The organism is Actinomycetospora sp., from assembly GCF_055612215.1.
The window spans coordinates 1-15,652 of the sequence record NZ_JBVPVA010000760.1; the positions used below are offsets into that span (position 1 = coordinate 1).

11 protein-coding genes are annotated in these 15,652 nt (G+C 73.8%); 3 read left to right on the forward strand and 8 right to left on the reverse strand.

Translation table 11 applies throughout. The features are described 5' to 3' along the window. The first annotated feature begins 438 nt into the window (after positions 1-438). Together AC0CYZ_RS20715 and AC0CYZ_RS20720 are read left to right on the forward strand one after the other, a co-directional pair. A complete protein-coding gene (locus AC0CYZ_RS20715) occupies positions 439-1,395 on the forward strand; it encodes a RecB family exonuclease (RefSeq protein ID WP_472218766.1) in 957 nt (318 codons plus the stop codon). Beyond that, complete coding sequence (locus tag AC0CYZ_RS20720; protein ID WP_472218768.1) at positions 1,392-2,234, forward strand: thioesterase family protein; 843 nt, start codon at positions 1,392-1,394, stop codon at positions 2,232-2,234. Before AC0CYZ_RS20715 ends, AC0CYZ_RS20720 begins: the two co-directional genes overlap by 4 nt. Before the next feature lie 36 nt (positions 2,235-2,270). Here AC0CYZ_RS20720 and hisG read toward each other — a convergent pair whose 3' ends face one another. The 4 genes from hisG to metH form a co-directional block, all read right to left on the reverse strand. Then, positions 2,271-3,242, reverse strand: coding sequence for an ATP phosphoribosyltransferase (gene hisG / locus AC0CYZ_RS20725; protein ID WP_472218770.1), 972 nt, complete (start codon positions 3,240-3,242; stop codon positions 2,271-2,273). Positions 3,243-3,304: 62 nt separating this feature from the next. Continuing rightward, a complete protein-coding gene (locus tag AC0CYZ_RS20730; protein ID WP_472218772.1) occupies positions 3,305-3,568 on the reverse strand; it encodes a phosphoribosyl-ATP diphosphatase in 264 nt (87 codons plus the stop codon). A gap of 133 nt (positions 3,569-3,701) precedes the next feature. Next, a complete protein-coding gene (locus tag AC0CYZ_RS20735) occupies positions 3,702-4,373 on the reverse strand; it encodes an HAD family hydrolase (protein WP_472218774.1) in 672 nt (223 codons plus the stop codon). Positions 4,374-4,375: 2 nt separating this feature from the next. Then, positions 4,376-7,936 (reverse strand): methionine synthase, encoded by a 3,561-nt coding sequence (gene metH, locus AC0CYZ_RS20740; protein ID WP_472218776.1) that lies wholly within the window; start codon positions 7,934-7,936, stop codon positions 4,376-4,378. 127 nt (positions 7,937-8,063) lie between these two features. Here metH and AC0CYZ_RS20745 point away from each other — a divergent pair, with 127 nt between their 5' ends. Next, positions 8,064-8,933: a PAC2 family protein gene (locus tag AC0CYZ_RS20745; RefSeq protein WP_472218786.1), complete on the forward strand. Its 870-nt coding sequence runs from the start codon at positions 8,064-8,066 to the stop codon at positions 8,931-8,933. Positions 8,934-8,942: 9 nt separating this feature from the next. Here AC0CYZ_RS20745 and eccB read toward each other — a convergent pair whose 3' ends face one another. The 4 genes from eccB to AC0CYZ_RS20765 form a co-directional block, all read right to left on the reverse strand. Beyond that, positions 8,943-10,430, reverse strand: coding sequence for a type VII secretion protein EccB (gene eccB / locus AC0CYZ_RS20750; RefSeq protein WP_472218778.1), 1,488 nt, complete (start codon positions 10,428-10,430; stop codon positions 8,943-8,945). Positions 10,431-10,443: 13 nt separating this feature from the next. Next, positions 10,444-11,694, reverse strand: coding sequence for a cysteine--1-D-myo-inosityl 2-amino-2-deoxy-alpha-D-glucopyranoside ligase (gene mshC, locus AC0CYZ_RS20755; protein ID WP_472218780.1), 1,251 nt, complete (start codon positions 11,692-11,694; stop codon positions 10,444-10,446). 323 nt (positions 11,695-12,017) lie between these two features. After that, the gene (locus AC0CYZ_RS20760) at positions 12,018-14,021 is read right to left on the reverse strand and encodes a vWA domain-containing protein (RefSeq protein WP_472218782.1); all 2,004 of its coding nucleotides are present in this window, start codon (positions 14,019-14,021) and stop codon (positions 12,018-12,020) included. After that, entirely contained in the window at positions 14,011-15,444 is a 1,434-nt protein-coding gene (locus tag AC0CYZ_RS20765; RefSeq protein WP_472218784.1) for a sigma 54-interacting transcriptional regulator, read from the reverse strand. The genes AC0CYZ_RS20760 and AC0CYZ_RS20765 overlap by 11 nt, the downstream gene beginning before the upstream one ends. Between the last annotated feature and the right edge of the window lie 208 nt (positions 15,445-15,652).

The following is a 15,652-nucleotide window of genomic DNA, read 5'->3' on the forward strand; positions in this document are numbered from 1 at the left end:
CGGTCGGCTCGGCCTGGTCCCCGGTCGGCTCGGCCTGGTCGGTCGTCGCGGGGCCCGCGTCGTCGGGGCCGGCGAGGTGGTCCTCGGCCGGCGACACGTCGGCCGTGTCCTGGGGGCCCGCCACCTCGTCCTGCACGGCGCGCCAGCCTAGGCGGCCCCTCCGCGGGTCCTCGCCGCCCGGTCCCTGCCCGTCTGGTCGACGAGGTTCGTCGCACCGCCCGCGAGGGGCACACGGGGCAGGTTCTTCGGCCTCACAGGCTGCCTGCTGTGCTGTTGATCAGCATGGGTCACGGAAGCAGTGGACGAGGGGCACGTGGAGCAGGCCCGGTACCCCGAGGAGCTGCCCGGTGTGCTGTTGATCATGGGGGACGCGTGGCCTCCGGGGCGACCGGGCCGAACCGGCCGTCGTTGTCGGGGGGCCGTCGTAGCGTGCCGGACATGATCGACGCGAACCCGACTGCCGGGCCTGCGGCCGACGGGCGGCTCGGTGGCGGGCAGCCCGAGGGTGCCCTCGTAGCCGGGCCGCTCGCGGTGCCCCTCCCCCGCACGGCGCCCGACGAGCACCGGACGGTCACCCCGCGGCGGCTCGACGAGGAGCGCCCGCGGCGCCGGCCCGCGCTCTCGCCGTCCCGGGCCGCGGACTTCAAGCAGTGCCCGCTGCTCTACCGGTTCCGGGTGGTCGACCGGCTGCCCGAGCGGCGGTCCCCGGCCCAGGTGCGCGGGATCGTCGTGCACGCGGTCCTCGAGCGGCTCTTCGGGCTCCCCGCGCCCGAGCGGCTCCCGGATCGGGCGCACGGGCTGCTCGCCGAGGTCGTCGCCGAGCTCACCCCCGAGGACCGCGCCCTGCTGGACGAGGCCGACGCCGCCCGGCTGGTCGACGGCTACTTCACGATGGAGGACCCGACGCGGCTGTCCCCGGAGGCCTGCGAGGTGTTCCTGGAGGCGGAGCTGGACTCCGGGGTGGCGCTGCGCGGGTACGTCGACCGCCTGGACGTCGACGCCGCGGGCGAGCTCCGGATCGTCGACTACAAGACCGGTGCCGCTCCCCGCGCGGTGTTCGAGGCCCGGGCGCTCTTCCAGCTCAAGTTCTACGCACTGGTCCTGCTGCGCGGCCGCGGCGTCCTGCCCCGCGCGCTGCGCCTGATGTACCTCGGCGACGGCGAGAGCCTCGGCCTGCGCCCCGGGCGCGAGGAGCTCGAGCGCTTCGAGCGCACCCTCGTGGCGCTGTGGCGGGCGGTGCAGCGTGCCGCCCCGACCGGGGACTTCCGTCCGAGCCCGGGACGGCTGTGCACGTGGTGCTCGCACCAGGCGCTGTGCCCGGCCTTCGGCGGCACCCCGCCGCCCTACCCCGGCTGGCCCGAGGACCCACCCGGAGATCAGGATGGGAAGCCATGAGCTCCCCCGCTCCCGAGCCCTACTTCACCGTCCTCGACGAGGGCCCCGGCCCGGGCGACGGCACGCGCACCGCCGTCGAGGCCTCCGGGTCGACGGCGGGCCCCTGGTTCCCCGACGCCCAGCACATGGGTCCGCCGAGCGCGCTGCTGGTCCGTGCGCTGGAGCGCGAGTCCGGGCGGGACGACGTCCGGCTCGCGCGGGTGACGGTGGAGGTGCTCGGGAAGGTCCCGGTCGGGCCGCTCGAGGTGACCTCCCGCACCGCCCGGCGGGGCCGCACGATCGAGCTGGTCACCGCGGAGCTCGCGTCACGCGACCCGGGCTCCGGGGAGCTGCGCGCGGTGGCCCGGGCGACGGGGTGGTTCCACGGGGTGATCGACACCGCGGCCGTCGTCACCGTGCCCGGCGCGGCGATGCCCGCCCTGCCGGGCCCGGAGACCGGGTGGACGCGGGAGCTCCCGGACGGGTGGCTGCCGGGTTACCTGAGCTCGGTGGACTGGCGGTGGATCGAGGGCGGTCTCGACGACGTGGGGCCCGGGCGGGCCTGGGGCCGGGTCATGACCCAGGTGGTGGCCGGCGAGGAGCCCTCCCCCGCCCAGCGCCTGGCCGCCGTCGCCGACTCCACCAACGGCTGCGCGGCCCGGCTGGACCTGCGGCGCTGGCTGTTCGTCAACACCGACCTCACCCTGCACCTGCACCGCGCCCCGCAGGGCGAGTGGACGGGGCTGGACGCGGACAGCGTCATCGGGCCGGAGGGCACCGGGACCGCGTACTCGGTGGTCCACGACGAGGCGGGCCCGGTCGGGCGGGCCGCGCAGGCGCTCACCGTGCGGCCCCGCTGAGGGCGCCGCGCGGCCGGCGCCGAGCCCGGCCCGGGGTCAGCGCCCCGCGACCCCCAGGCGGCCCGACGCCGTGGGCGCCTCGGCCGGCGGCGGCGTCGCGCCCGGCATCGAGCTGACGCCACCGGTCCCCGGCAGCACCGCGCGACAGGACTGCAGCGAGGCGGTGACGATGCCGGTGCAGCCCAGGTCGGCCAGCTCGTCCATGACGTCGTTGACCCGGGTGCGCCGGACCATGGCCCGCACCGCGACCCAGCCGTCGAGCGACAGCGGCGCGACCGTGGGTGCCTGCACGCCGGGTGTGACGCGGACGGCGTCGTCCTGCACCTCGATGGGGCAGTCGTAGTCGAGCATCACGTACTGGCGGGCGAACACCACGCCGCGCAGCCGCTCGACGAAGCGGTACTTCGCCTTCGCGATGTCGTTCGAGTCGGGTTGCTGGTCGAACTTGGCGTTGCGGTCGACCACGACGGCCTGCGAGCTGAGGATCGGGTCGCCGATGGTCGCGAGCCCGTGCTGGGCGAGCGTCCGGCCGGTCGAGACGACGTCGGCGATCGCGTCGGCCACCTCGAGCTCGATCGACACCTCGACGGCGCCGTCGAGGCGGATGACGTCCTTGGCGGCGATCCGCTGCTGGGCGAGGTTGGCGCGCACCAGCCGCGGGAACGACGTCGCGATCCGCTTGCCGGCGAGGTCCTGGACGGTCCAGTCGTTGGCGATCGGCGCGGCGTAGCGGAACTGCGAGGCGCCGAACCCGAGCTCGAGGACCTCGTTGACCGAGGCCGAGGACTCCTCGGTGAGGTCGTGGCCGGTGATGCCGAGGTGCAGCTGCCCCTCCGACACGTAGGTCGCGATGTCCTTGGGGCGCAGGTAGAAGAACTGCACCCCGTTGGCCTCGTCGGTCAACGACAGGTCGCGGTTGTCCGACCGCTGCCGGTAGCCGGCGTCACGCAGCATGCGGGACGCCTCGTCGGCGAGGGATCCCTTGTTCGGGACGGCGACGCGGAGCATGGCTCTCTCCTGGTGGACGCGATCAGGCTCGCGCCCGGGATGTCAAGGGGTCGGTGACGGGCTCAGAGGTACTTGTAGACGTCGGCGAGCGTGAGGCCGCGACCGAGCAGGATGACCTGGGTGCGGTAGAGGAGCTGGGAGACCTCTTCGGCGAGCTTGTCGTCGGACTCGTGCTCGGCGGCCAGCCACACCTCACCCGCCTCCTCCAGCACCTTCTTGCCCTGCGCGTGCACACCGTCATCGAGCGCGGCGACCGTGCCCGATCCCGCCGGCCGGTCGCGTGCCTTCGTGGTGAGCTCCTCGAAGAGCTCTTCGAACGTCTTCACGTCTGTTGATGGTCGCACCACCGTGTCCGTGCCCGCCCCCCGAATCGGTCGTCGCGCCGCAAGCGGTCGGCGGCGGTCGGTAGGCGTGTCGCGCTCGGCGGCAGATCACTAGGCCGAATGGCTTAACGCCACCTCAGGGCACGCCCGCCGCGAGCAACGACCGCACGTCGTCGGCACCCAGTCCCGCCAACGTGTCCCGGAACGCGCGCCGCTCCCCCGCCGGGACCTCGACCCCGGACGGCACGACGAGCACCGTGGTGCCCGCCGCGACGGCCGACGCCGTGCCCGACGGGGAGTCCTCCACGGCGACGCAGCGGGCCGGGTCCACCCCGAGCAGGTCGGCCGCGCGCAGGTACGGGGCCGGGTCCGGCTTCGTGGCCGCCACCTCGTCCCCGCAGACCGTGACGTCGAAGTGTCCGCGCCCGATCGTGTCCAGCGCGACCTCGGTGAGCTCGCGGTAGGTACTGGTCACCAGCGCGGTGCGCAGTCCCGCGGCCCGGACCGCCTCGAGCGCCTCCCGGGCACCGGGACGCCACTCCAGCCCGGCGGCGAACAGCGCGGCGGTCCGGTCCAGCAGCCAGCGTCCCGCCGAGGAGACCGCGGCCTCGTCGTCGGGACGGCCGACCTCGCGCAGGACCCTGGTGACGGTGCGCCGCAGGCTGGAGCCGGTGAGCTCCTCCCGCGTCGCGGCCGAGAGCTCGCCGCCCAGGTGGGCGGCGAGCTCGGCCATCGTGATCGACCAGAGGCCCTCCGAGTCGACCAGCGTGCCGTCCATGTCCCACAGGACGGCCTGCAGGTCAGGCACGGTCACGCATTGAAGTACTTCGCCTCCGGGTGGTGCACGACCAGCGCGTCCGTCGACTGCTCCGGGTGGAGCTGGTCCTCGTCGGAGAGCTCGACCCCGATGCGGCTCGGGTCGAGCAGCTCGACGATCTTCGCGCGGTCCTCGACGTTCGGGCACGCGCCGTAGCCCAGCGAGTAGCGGGCGCCCCGGTAACCGAGCTTGAAGTACTCGTGGACGTCGGCCGGGTCCTGGTCGGCCATCGACGAGCCGTCCGCGAAGGTCAGCTCCTCGCGCACGCGGCGGTGCCAGTACTCGGCCAGCGCCTCGGTGAGCTGCACGCCCAGGCCGTGGACCTCGAGGTAGTCCCGGTAGGAGTTCTTCGCGAACAGCTCGTTGGCGAAGTCCGCGATCGGCTGGCCCATCGTCACCAGGTTCATCGGCATGACGTCGACGCTGCCCAGCTCGGTGGCCTCCTCCCGGGTCCGGAAGAAGTCCGCGAGGCAGAGGCGCCGGTCGCGCTTCTGGCGCGGGAACGAGAAGCGGTGCAGCTCGTTCGCGTCCGGCTTGGCCTCGTCGAGCACGACGACGTCCTGGCCCTCGGAGATCACCGGGAAGTACCCGGCGACGACGGCGGCGTGCGCGAGGATGCCCTCGGCCTGCAGCCGGTCGAGCCACTGGCGCATCCGCGGCCGGCCCTCGGTCTCGACGAGCTCCTCGTAGGAGGGCCCGTCGCCACCCTTCGAGCCGCGCAGCCCCCACTGCCCGAAGAACGTCGCACGCTCGTCGAGCAGCGCGGCGAACTCCTTGAGCCGGATGCCGCGGACCACGCGGGTGCCCCAGAACGGCGGCTGGGGGACCTCGATGCGCCGGGCGACGTCGGAGATCGCGTCCGGGTCGTACGCGGGCCTGGTCTCCTCGGCCTCCGCCTCGCGCTTGGCCGCGATGCGCTGGGAGCGCTCGCGGCGCTCCTTGCGCTCGGCCATCTTGGCCGCCTCGGCCTCGGTGCGCTCGGTGTCGCCGGACATCACGGTGTCCATGAGGCGCAGGCCCTCGAAGGCGTCCTTGGCGTAGTGGACGTCGCCCTGGAACATCTCGCCGAGGTCGTTCTCGACGTACCCCCGGGTCAGAGCCGCACCGCCGAGCAGCACCGGGTACTTCTGCGCGACGCCGCGGTCGTTCATCTCCTTGAGGTTGTCCTTCATGACCACCGTGGACTTCACCAGCAGCCCGGACATCCCGATCGCGTCGACCTTGTTCTCCTCGGCCGCCTCGAGGATGGCGTTGATCGGCTGCTTGATGCCGAGGTTGACCACGTCGTAGCCGTTGTTGGACAGGATGATGTCGACGAGGTTCTTGCCGATGTCGTGGACGTCGCCCTTGACCGTGGCCAGCAGGATCTTGCCCTTGCCGGAGTTGTCCTCGGACTCCATGTGCGGCTCGAGGTAGGCGACCGCGGCCTTCATCACCTCGGCCGAGGCCAGCACGAACGGCAGCTGCATCTTGCCGGCGCCGAACAGCTCGCCGACGGTCTTCATCCCGGCCAGCAGCGTCTCGTTGATGATCTCGAGCGGGTCCTTCTCCTCCATCCCCGCGTCGAGGTCGGCCTCGAGCCCGTTCCGGTCGCCGTCGACGATGCGCCGCTCCAGGCGTTCGAACAGCGGCAGCGCCGCGAGCTCCTCGGCCCGGGCGTCCTTGGCCGACGCCGCCGAGACCCCCTCGAAGATGCCCATGAAGTACTGCAGCGGGTCGGGGGTGTTGCGCTCCTCGTGACGCCGGTCGTAGACCAGGTCGAGGGCGGCCTCGCGCGCGTCGTCGTCGATCTGCGACATCGGCAGGATCTTCGAGGCGTTGAGGATCGCGGTGTCCAGCCCGGCCTCGACGCACTCGTTGAGGAAGACCGAGTTGAGCACCTGGCGCGCCGCCGGGTTGAGGCCGAACGAGATGTTCGACAGGCCCAACGTGGTCTGGACGTCCGGGTAGCGCTCCTTGAGCTGCCGAATCGCGTTGATCGTCTCGATGCCGTCCTTGCGGACCTCCTCCTGACCGGTGGAGATCGGGAAGGTGAGGCAGTCGATGATGATGTCCTCGACGCGCATGCCCCAGTTCTGCGTGAGGTCCTCGATGATCCGGAACGCGACGCGCGTCTTCCACTCCGCGGTGCGCGCCTGGCCCTCCTCGTCGATGCAGAGGCCGATGACGGCGGCGCCGTGCTCCTTGGCGATCGTCATGATCTTCTGGAACCGCGAGTCCGGCCCGTCGCCGTCCTCGTAGTTCACCGAGTTGACCGCGGAGCGGCCGCCGAGCTGCTCGAGGCCGACACGGAGCACCTCGGGCTCGGTCGAGTCGAGCACCACGGGCAGCGTCGAGGCCGTCGAGACGTCGTGCGCGAGGCGGTCCATGTCCGCCTCGCCGTCACGCCCGACGTAGTCGATGCAGAGGTCCATGAAGTGCGCGCCCTCGCGGGTCTGCGCCTTCGCGATCTCCACGCAGGTCTCGTAGTCCTCCGCGACCATCGCCTCGCGGAACGCCTTCGAGCCGTTCGCGTTCGAGCGCTCGCCGATCATCAGCAGGCCGGTGTCCTGGCGGAACGGGACGGCCTGGTACATCGAGGCGAGGCCCGGCTCGGGCGTCGGGGTGCGCGGCGTGGGCGTGAGGTCCTTGCACTTCTCGGCCAGCGCGCGGATGTGCTCGTTGGTGGTGCCGCAGCAGCCGCCGACGAGCTGCAGGCCGTAGTCGGTGATGAACGAGGCGCAGTAGTCCGCCAGCTCGTGGGGCTGCAGCGGGTACTCGGGGCCGTTCGGGCCCAGCTCGGGCAGGCCGGCGTTCGGCATCACCGACACCGGGATGCGGCTCTGGCGCGAGAGGGCGCGCAGGTGCTCGCTCATCTCGGCGGGCCCGGTCGCGCAGTTCAGCCCGATGCCGTCGATCCCGAGCGGCTCCAGCGCCGTCAGGGCCGCGGTGATCTCGGAGCCGACCAGCATGGTGCCGGTGAGCTCGACGGTCACGTGGCAGATGACGGGGACGCGGCGCCCGTACTGCTCCATCGCCCGGTAGGCGCCGAGGATGGCCGACTTGGCCTGCAGCAGGTCCTGGCAGGTCTCGACGAGGATCGCGTCGGCGCCGCCCTCGAGCTGGCCGAGGACGGATTCGACGTAGGCGTCGCGCAGCTTCGCGAACGGCGCGTGGCCCAGGGTCGGCAGCTTCGTGCCGGGACCGTTGGACCCGAACACGAAGCGCGGACGCTCCGGGGTCGAGTACTGGTCGGCGGCCTCGCGGGCGATCTTCGTGCCGGCGAGCGAGAGCTCGCGGATCCGGTCGGCGATGTCGTACTCGTTGAGGTTCGGCCAGTTGGTGCCGAAGGTGTTCGTCTCGATGACGTCCGCGCCGGCGTCGAGGTGGCCGTGGTGGACGGAGAGGACGGCGTCCGGACGCGAGACGTTCAGGATCTCGTTGCAACCCTCGAGGTCCTCGAAGTCGTCGAGGGTGAGGTCCTGGTCCTGCAGGGCGGTGCCCATGGCACCATCACCGATGAGGACACGCTCGTGGAGTGCGGTCAGGAACGGTGACTCACTCTCGGTTGCCATCACACGATCGTAACGTGATCGCCGGGGTCAACCGCTCCCTCCTGCGAGCCTCGTCACGACCCGTAAGCTGGCGCAGGTGTCCGACTCCGATCACCTCGATGCCCCGCGCGAGCTGTCCGACCCGGTCATGCTCTGCGCGTTCGAGGGCTGGAACGACGCCGGTGACGCGGCCAGCACCGCCGTCGAGCACCTCGCCCTGAACTGGGACGCGAGCGAGCTCGGGGCCATCGACCCCGAGGACTACTACGACTTCCAGGTCTCGCGGCCCACGGTCCGGCTGGTCGACGGGATCAGCCGCGCGATCGACTGGCCGACCACCCGGTTCACGCTCTGCCGCCCGCCCGGGTCCGCGCGCGACCTCGTGCTCGTCCGGGGCATCGAGCCCAACATGCGGTGGCGGTCGTTCGTGGCGGAGATCATCGCGGAGGCCGAGGAACTGGGCGTCACCACGGTGATCACGCTCGGGGCGCTGCTCGCCGACACCCCGCACACCCGCCCGGTGCCGGTCACCGGCTCGTCGTTCGACAAGGCCTCCGCCGCCCGCTACGGGCTCTCGAGCTCGCGCTACCAGGGCCCGACCGGGATCACCGGGGTGCTCCAGGACGCCTGCGTGCAGGCCGGGATCCCGGCCATCTCCTTCTGGGCCGCCGTGCCGCACTACGTGTCGCAGCCCCCCGCGCCGAAGGCGACGATCGCGCTGCTGCAGCGGGTCGAGGAGGTCCTCGACGTCGAGGTCCCCCTCGGCGGGCTGCCCGACCAGGCGGAGAAGTGGGAGCGCACCGTCTCCGAGATGGCCGACGAGGACGACGAGGTCCGCGAGTACGTCAAGGCCCTCGAGGAGGCCGGAGACGCCGAGAACGACCTCACCGAGGCCAGCGGCGAGGAGATCGCCGCGGACTTCGAGCGCTACCTGCGCCGCCGCGACCCGGGCACCGACCCGGGCGGCTCCGGCGGCGTCGCGGGCGGCCCGAACCTCGGCGGTCCCTGGGAGCGCTGAGGCCCGCCCTCAGCGCAGGGTCCGTGCCGCGTCCAGGTCCAGCGCCGGGCCCCGCGGGAGCAGGCCCACGACGCTGCGCGGCGCCGGTCGCGGTGCCCCCAGCCCGAGCGCGGCGGCCGCCCGCACCCCGTCCACCGGGTAGACCCGGCCGACGGGGTCGACGACGACGCCGCGGCCCGGGTCCGGCGTCTCCCCCGGCCCCACCGGCACGACGTAGGCCCCGGGTCCGGCGATGCGGACCGCGTCGACCGCCCGCGGGCCCGGGATCGTCGGGTCCGAGGCCGGCGTGGGCGGCACTGGGGTCGGCAGCGAGCCCGCGACCGTGACCGCCGTCGGCGCGCCCGCCACCGCGCTCGGGCGGGTGCAGAGCACCGGGGCCTCGGCCACCCCGAGCAGCCGGGGGAACGCCCGCGGGTAGGCGCCCGGGTCGACCCCGACCGCCCGCGGCAGCCCGTCGAGGGTCGCGGCGGGGATCGTCGCGATGCCGGGGTCCGCGACCGGGGCGGGGTCCGCGAACCGGACGAGCTGCGCGACGACCGCGGGGATCTCCTGCACGCCCCGGTCGAGGACGAGCACCGAGCGCGGGGCCGTGGCGGATCCGGCCGTCGCCACCGCGCCGACGGGCAGCCCGAGCGCGCGGGTCGCGGGGTCGCTCGGCGGCAGTCCGGCGCCGGGCACCCGCGGCGGGACCAGGGGCGGCCCGGCGGGCAGGGTGCCCAGCAGCGCCGAGCCGGCCGGCCGGGCGGGCTCCCCCGCGATGCCCAGGGCCCGGACGACCGCGCCCTGGGTCGGGTCGAGCGCGGCCCGGTGGCCGTCGGCGACGAGCCACGTGACGCCGTCGTCGCCGCGCGCCAGCACCGCCTCGTCCCCGCCGAGCCCGCGCCCCAGCGCCGGGAAGCCGCCGAGCACCGCCGTCGCGCGGCGGCCGGCGTCGGGCTCGGCCGGGCCGCGGACCGCGTCGCACACCGCCCAGGCGTCCGCGACCGGCGCCGCGTCGGTGTCGGGCAGCTCCGCGGGCGCGGCGGCGAGCCCGGCCGGGGCGGTGCGTGGGGCGCCGTCGAGCGCGTCGTCACGGACCGGGACCGGGTCGACCGGGCCCTCCCCTGACGCCGGCTCGGCGCGCGCCGGGTCCACGCCGGCCGCCAGCAGGCGGGCCGAGGCGAGGTCGGTCGTGGGCACCAGGCGGTCCGGGCCGTGGGCGACCACGAAGAGCGTCCCCGACGGCGTCCCGCGCACGATCGCGGCCGCCCGCCAGTCCGCGTCGCCGCGCACCAGGCCGATCACCGCGGCGACGCCGAGGGCCAGCGCCCCCAGGAGTGCCCCGACGACCAGCGCCCGGCGGCGGGTCCGGCCCGGGTCGGCCCCCGACGGGTCGGCGTGCGGGTCGCGCCCGACGAGTGCGGACTCCAAGCGGCGGGTGACGACGCGCTGGGCGTGCACCCGCGACGGCGTCGGCGGCGCGGCGCGCACCCCGCCGTCCCCCCGCCCGCTCGTCACGGTCCGGTCCGGCTCAGTGCAGGGCCACGCCGAGCAGCGCGTCGACCGCCGCGGCGACCCGGGGCCCGGCGTCGTCGACCACGCCCGAGGACGGGCGACGCAGCGCCTCCTCGGCCCACGCGTCGACGGCGGCGAGCGCGCCGGGGCTGTCGAGGTCGTCGGCGAGGTGGACCCGCACCCGGTCGATCAGCTCGGTGGGGTCCGGCCCGGAGCGAAGCGAGACGGCCTCGCGCCACCGGTACAGGCGCGCCTGGCCGTCGGTCAGCAGGTCGGCGGTCCAGGAGCGGTCGGTGCGCCAGTGCCCGGAGAGCAGCGCCAGCCGGACAGCCATCGGGTCGACGCGGTCCCCGCGCAGCCGAGACACGAAGACGAGGTTGCCCTTGGACTTGGACATCTTCTCGCCGTCGAGCCCGATCATCCCGGCGTGGCAGTAGTGCCGGGCCATGGGGTGCGCGCCGGTGAGCGCCTCGCCGTGCGCGGAACCGAACTCGTGGTGGGGGAACGCGAGGTCGGACCCGCCGCCCTGCACGTCGTAGGTCTCCCCGAGCCGGTTGAGGGCGATCGCGGTGCACTCGACGTGCCAGCCCGGGCGCCCGTCGCCGAGGTCGGACGGCCACGAGGGCTCCCCCTCGCGGGCCATGCGCCACAGCAGCGCGTCGAGGGGGTGGCGCTTGCCGGGCCGGTCGGGGTCCCCGCCGCGCTCGGGGAAGACCTCGGTCATGCGCTCGATGGAGTACCGCGAGACGTAGCCGAAGTCGGCGGTCGCGGTGTGGTCGAAGTAGACGTCGGGGAACTCGGCGTCGTCGGCCCGGTAGGCCGCGCCCGACGCGAGCAGCTTCCCGACCAGCTCGGAGATCTCGTCGACGGCCTCGACGGCCCCGATGAACTCCCGCGGCGGGAGCACCCGCAGCGACTCCATGTCCTCGCGGAAGAGCGCCGTCTCCCGCATGCCGAGGACCATCCAGTCGAACGAGTCCCGCGCGGCCCGCTCGAGCAGCGGGTCGTCGATGTCGGTGACGTTCTGGACGTAGTGCACGTCGTGCCCGGCGTCGCGCCAGCAGCGGTTGATCAGGTCGAACGCCAGGTAGGTCGCGGCGTGACCGAGGTGGGTGGCGTCGTAGGGGGTGATGCCGCAGACGTACATCCCGGCGCCCGACGGACCGGGCGCGGTCGGCCGGACCTGGCCGGTCGAGGTGTCGAAGAGTCGCAGCGGCGGTGGGGTGCCGGGCACCTGGGGGACCTCGACCGGAGACCACGAACGCATGCCGCAGACCCTATGCCCCCGTGGGCCCCCGACGGAGCGGAACCGTGGCGCACCGAACCGTTCCGGACCCCGGCGCGAACGACGGTGTGGGACCCGGCCGGGTCCTGCCACGGGGACGTCGCGGGCGAGCACGACGGCCCCGCCGTAGCGGAAGGGCCCGGCCGGGACGGCGGGAGTCGCGGGGGGTTCGACTCCGGCCGACTCCCACAGTAACTCACTGCTAGCGCCGTTCGGGTGGATCACACGTCGGAGGCGGTCAGCTCCCTCACGTCGTGACGCTGAGCCACCGGTTGATCGAATGTCTCAGCGCCACGACCCCGCCGTCAGCGGCGCCGGCTCGAGAGGTAGTCGCTGACCACCGCGGCGCCCAGCCCGTCGAGGTCCGGCGCCACGACCCGCCCGCCGCTGCGGCGCGCCACCATGTCGACGAACTCCTCCAGGCGCGGGTCCTCACCGAGCATGAACACGGTGAGCGCGGCGTGGAGCCGGGCGATCGCGTCCACTTCGTTCAGCGTCGCCCGCAGCGTCTCCGGGCTCGGCGGGTAGTCGAAGACGGCGTGCCCGTCCGGCTCGAGGTGCGCGGTCGGCTCCCCGTCCGTGACGACCAGCACGACGGGCGCGGCGTCGGAGTTCTTCCGGAGGTGCCGGCCCGCGAGGATCAGCGCGTGGTGCAGGTTGGTGCCCTGCTCCCAGGCGCCCTCCAGCCCGGTCAGCTCGCCCAGGTCCACCGTCCGGGCGTGGCGCCCGAAGGTGATGATCTGGAGCGCGTCGCCGCGGAACCGCGTCGACACCAGGTGGTGCAGCGCGAGCGCGGTGCGCTTCATCGGCACCCACCGGCCGTCGGCGACCATCGACCACGAGGTGTCCACGCACAGCGCCACCGCGGCGCGGGTGCGTTGCTCGGTCTCGACGATCTCCACGTCGGTGACGTCGAGGGCGCGGTCGTCCCCGGACGCGTGCCGCATCTCGGCGTTGAGCAGCGTCCGTGAGACGTCCCAGCGCTCGGTGTCCCCGAACGCCCACGGCCGCGTCGCGCCGCTGGCCTCCCCCGCCGCGCCGGACCGCTGCGTCTCCCGCTCGCCGCGCCGGGTCGAGAGCGACCCCACGACGTCGCGCAGCGCGGACTGCCCGAGCTGTCGGAGCGCCTTCGGCGAGAGCATCAGCGAGCCGTCGGGGGCGCGCTCGAACACGCCCTGGTTCTCGAGCTCGCGCTCGAGCTCCGCGAGCCGCTGGGCGTCCACCCGGGCCTGGCGGCCCAGCGACGCCTCGAGCGCCTCGAGGTCGATGTCCTCCATGCGCGCGCCGGGGTAGGACTGCGAGAGCTGCTCGGAGAGCGAGTCCAGCTGCGCGAGCTGCTCCATGGCCCGCGTCGCCTCGCCCATGCCCATCGGGTTGTCGCCGCGGAACCGGCCCTGCCCGTCCCAGTCCTCGCCGGGGCGCATCGCCTGCAGTTGGGAGTCCAGGCGGGACAGCTGCTCGGCCAGCCGCGGGTCGCCGAACGCGGACTGCATGAGGCCCTCGAGCTCCGCGCGCTGCTCGGCCGAGAGCGAGTTCATCATCCGCTGGGCCGCCGCCGAGCGCTGCGCCAGGATGTCGACGAGCTCCTCGACGTTGCTCGGGTTCTCCGGGAAGTACTGCCCGTGCTTGGCCATGAACTCGGCGAACTGCTCGGCCGTGTCCTCGCCGCGGCCGTGCGCCTCCAGGAGGTCGTTGAGGTCCGAGAGCATCTCCCGGACACCCTCGACGTCCTCCGGCGTCGCGTTCTCCATCGCCTCCTTCATGCCCTGGAAGCGCTGGTCCAGCGCCTCGCGGCCCATGAGGTCCTGGATCTGCTGGTAGGCCTCGCGCGCCTCGGCGTTGCGCCAGTCGTAGTTCGCCAGCTCGTTGACCGCGCCCGCCGTCGAGTCCGGCAGCGCGTCCAGGCTCATCTCGCGGAACCGGGCGTCGTCGGAGTCCTCGGCCTGCAGCGAGTTCCGCTCGGCCTCCAGCGCCCGGTCCAACAGCTCCCGGATCTCCTGCAGGGTGCCGTCGATCCGGTTCTCGCGCTGCAGCCGGCGCCGCTGCTCGTGCAGCCGGCGCTGCAGGTCGTCGAGACCCTGCTGGTCACGCAGTCCCCGGCGCATCAGCTCGCGCATCGCCGAGCGCGGACTGGTGCCCTCCATGACGTCGCGGCCCAGCTGGTCCATCGCCTCGCGCAGGTCGAACGGCGGGGCGAGCGGGTCGGGGCCGTCGTAGAACCGGCCGTAGGTGTAGCGCCCGGAGCGCGGACCGACCGGGCCGGACGGGCCCGGCCGGTCGTCGTCGGCGTCGGACGGGTCAGCCGCCATAGGTCACCTGCCCATCGGAGTCCTCGCCTGAGTCGTCCCTGTCCTTCGCGAGCTTCCGCGTCAGATACAGGTGCTCGAGCGCCAGCTCCACGGCGGAGGCCAGCGGGCCGGGCGCCTCGCTGTCGCCCGCGCCGAGGCGCTCGGCGACGGTGCGCACCACGGCCACCGCGGGCAGCGTCGCGACGACGTCGCGGGCCGGGACCCGCTCCCCCGTCACCACCTTGCGGCCCTCGGCGACGGCGTCCGCCAGCGGGCCGAGGTCGACCCCGGCGAGTCGCTTGCGCGCGGTCTCGGCGATCGCGCGGCGCAGCAGGTGCGTCAGGAGCTCCTCCTCGCGCCCCTCCTCGCCGGACTCGAACTCGAGCTTGCCGCGCAGCACCGGCGGCACCGCCTCGAGGTCGACCGGCCGCGCGACCGCGGCGTCCTCCCCGGTGACGGCGGCGCGGCGCAGGGCCGCGGCGGCCACCGTCTCCGACGCGGCGACCGAGAACCGCGCCGAGACCCCGGAGCGCTGGTCGATCGCCGAGGCGCCCCGCAGGTTGCGGGTGAAGCGGGCGATGACCTCGAGCAGGTGGTCGGGCACCTCGGCGACGAGCTGGGCCTCCTGCCGGACGAGGTCGACCTCGAGGTCGACGTCCAGGGGGTAGTGCGTGCGGATCTCGGCGCCGAACCGGTCCTTGAGCGGGGTGATGATGCGGCCGCGGTTCGTGTAGTCCTCGGGGTTGGCGCTCGCGATCAGCAGCACGTCGAGCGGCAGACGCAGCACGTAGCCGCGGACCTGCACGTCGCGCTCCTCGAGCACGTTGAGCAGCGAGACCTGGATGCGCTCGGCGAGGTCGGGCAGCTCGTTGACGGCGAAGATGCCGCGGTGCGTGCGCGGCACGAGCCCGAAGTGGATGGTCTCGGGGTCGCCGAGGGTGCGGCCCTCGGCCACCTTGATCGGGTCGACGTCGCCGATCAGGTCGCCCACGCTCGTGTCGGGCGTCGCCAGCTTCTCGGCGTAGCGCTCGCTGCGGTGCACCCAGGCGACCGGGAGCGCGTCGCCGAGTTCGGCGGCGCGGCGGCGGCTGGCCGGGGTGATGGGCTCGTAGGGGTGCTCGTTGAGCTCCGCGCCGTCGATGACCGGCGTCCACTCGTCGAGCAGGCCGACGATCGTGCGGATCAGGCGGGTCTTGCCCTGGCCGCGCTCGCCGAGCAGCACGAGGTCGTGACCGGCGAGCAGGGCGCGCTCGAGGTCGGGCAGCACGGTCTCGTCGAACCCGACGACGCCGGGGAAGCGGTTCTCGCCGCCGCGCATGCGGTCCAGGAGGTTGGCGCGGACCTCCTCCTTGACCGAGCGGTACTCGTGGCCGGACGCGCGCAGGGCGCCGACGGTGGTGGGGAGGTTCGCGGGGGGATGAGCGGGCAGCTGGGGTGAGCTCACGCGACGACCGTACGTCCGCGGTCCGCGCGGTGGCATGCCGGAGCCTTACGCCAGGGATGAACAGGAACGGGGAATACGCGTCGTCCCCTTGTGCTCGTGCCGGCGGCTGGGGCGCGCGGGTGCCGATGTCCCTGGACGTCGCCCACGCTTCACTTCCCGTCGATCATGCACTTCCCGTCGATCATGCACTTCCCGTCGACCACCTGCT